This is a genomic window from Gemmatimonadales bacterium (assembly GCA_030697825.1).
Taxonomy (GTDB): Bacteria; Gemmatimonadota; Gemmatimonadetes; order Gemmatimonadales; family JACORV01; genus JACORV01.
In genome coordinates this window covers 1-2,147 of sequence record JAUYOW010000090.1, presented here as the reverse complement: position 1 = coordinate 2,147, position 2,147 = coordinate 1, and the positions used below count along the sequence as shown (strand labels likewise).

Sequence of the window (2,147 nt, the reverse complement as noted above, 5' to 3'; positions counted from 1 at the left end):
TTGCGCCGGAAGGCTCGGGCTAAGCCGTAGCGGTGGCCGTGGTACGCGGCGGCCCGCGGCTCGTAGCGGATCTCGTGCCCGGCCCGGAGCGCCGCCAGCGCCCACGCCTGATCCTCGCTCATCACGATGCCGGGGAACGGGAGAGCCTCCCACACCGCCCGGCGGATCGCGCCGAACGCGCTGGAGAACAGCGTGGTTCCGGGGCCGAACGCGCGGCCGCGAGACCGGCGCGCTCGCCGTACCACCAGCGCGCCAGGAACGCCACGGGCACGACGAGGAGCGCTCCCGCCACGGCGGCGAGAAGCCTTGATGCCCAGAGCAATGGCATCCCGGCGAGCGTGAGGCCGGCCACGAGGAGCGGCTGGTGCGGCGAGAGCGCGACGTGCGGCAGCCCGTTCAGCGAGAAGCCGTGGCCGGCCGCCAGGTTGCGCGCGATGAGGAGGTAGTAGCCTTCGTCGTGGACGACGTAGTCGCTGCGCGCCACGAGCAACACGAGTCGCACCAGCAGAGCACCCGCGAACACCCAGAGGAGCTGGCGGTGCCGCCTCACGGTGTCCCCGCCGGCGAGGCCAGCGCCGAAGAGGTACGGCGCGCGCCCCGCAGCGCGCGCCGGATGTCGTCCAGGGGGCTGTCCAGCAGCGCGCGCACCCGCGCGACCTCGCGCGGGCGGCGCGCGTAGATGGCCCGGCGCTTGCGCCACGTCCGGGGCAGCAACCTCAAGAACGCCACCCAGGCCCGCGCGTAAGGGCCGAGCGGGCGGCGGTTGAGCACCGGGTTCACCCACGGCCACAGGAGCATCAGCGGCGCCCACAGCATCAGCCGCGGCAGCGGCATGGTCTTGAAGAACACCAGCAGCGCGTTGCGCGCCGTGTAGAACGCCTTGGTGGCGCTCGCGCGGTTGGCGGTCGCGGAGCCGAGGTGGTGCACGACCGCCGTCGGCTCGTACCAGCAGTGGAAGCCGGCGATCTGCGCGCGGAGTCCGAGGTCCACGTCCTCGAACCACGCGAAGTAGTCCTCGTCGAACCAGCCGACCGTCTCGAACACGGTACGCCGGTAGGCCGCCGCGCCCGCGCAGGCGCTGAGTACCTCGCGGCCCTCGGCGAAGCGCGGGCCATCGGGCTCTCCCCGGCCGATGTTCCACGCCACCAGGCTCACGGTGTCTCCCGCGGCGTCGATGATGCCCGGCTCCCGCGCCCGCAGCATCTTCGAGGCGACGCTGCCGGCGTCCGGGCGCCGCTCGAGGGCGTCCACCAGCGCCGCGATCCAGCCCGGGTCCGCCTCACAGTCGTTGTTCATACACACGAGGATCTCGCCGCGCGCCGCTTGGAGCCCCGCGTTCGTGGCCGCCGCGAAACCGCGGTTCTCCGCGAGCGCGACCAGCCGCACCTCGGGGAACTCGCCCGCGAGCATCTCGACCGTGCCGTCGGTCGAGCCGTTGTCCACGACGATCGTCTCGAAGTCGCGGAAAGCCTGCCCGCGCAGGGAAAGGAGCGCCGCGCGCAGCATGTCCGCGCCATTCCAGGTGGGGATGACCACGCTGACCCGCGGCACGCCCGTCAAGAGACCGACCGCGCCGCTGGACAGCGCGCCGGTGCGCCCTTAGGATAGCGCACATCGAGGCCGAGACCCCACATCGTCATCACGTCCTTCCCACGTGCCGGGACACCCTGGTGGCACGCCTGGACCGCCTGGTTCGGTACTCGCGGCGGCCCGATCTCTGGCTCCGGGAACTCAAGATCATTCATCAATACCGGGCGCTCCTCGCCAAGGCAAGAAACGATCCCGCGTACGCGACGCTCTTCGACCGCGACCGGAAGCCGCTCGTCACGGTGCGCATCGCCACGTACAACCGCGGCGCGGTGCTCTGCGAGCGCACCATCCCGACGGTCCTGGCGCAGACCTATCCCCACTTCGAGCTGCTCATCGTGGGCGACCACTGCACCGACGACACGGAGGAGCGGGTGAAGGCGCTCAAGGACCCGCGGATCCGGTTCGTGAACCTTCCCGAGCGCGGAAACTATCCCGAGGAGCCCTACGCGCGGTGGATGGTGGCGGGCGCGGCACCGATGAACTTCGCACTGGCCGAGGCGCGTGGCGAGTGGCTCGCCCCGCTCGACGACGATGACGAGTTCTCCCCCGACCACCTC

The 2,147-nt window shown here is 71.6% G+C and carries 3 protein-coding genes; 1 reads left to right on the top strand and 2 read right to left on the bottom strand.

What is annotated here, in order from left to right; genetic code table 11:
* Window positions 1-121: 121 nt before the first annotated feature.
* Both Q8Q85_04575 and Q8Q85_04570 read right to left on the bottom strand, forming a co-directional pair.
* Window positions 122-550, bottom strand: coding sequence for a hypothetical protein (locus Q8Q85_04575; protein ID MDP3773521.1), 429 nt, complete (start codon window positions 548-550; stop codon window positions 122-124).
* Complete coding sequence (locus Q8Q85_04570) at window positions 547-1,551, bottom strand: glycosyltransferase family 2 protein (protein ID MDP3773520.1); 1,005 nt, start codon at window positions 1,549-1,551, stop codon at window positions 547-549. Before Q8Q85_04570 ends, Q8Q85_04575 begins: the two co-directional genes overlap by 4 nt.
* Before the next feature lie 119 nt (window positions 1,552-1,670).
* Here Q8Q85_04570 and Q8Q85_04565 point away from each other — a divergent pair.
* A partial coding sequence (locus tag Q8Q85_04565; protein MDP3773519.1) for a glycosyltransferase family A protein occupies window positions 1,671-2,147 on the top strand: 477 nt, incomplete at its 3' end.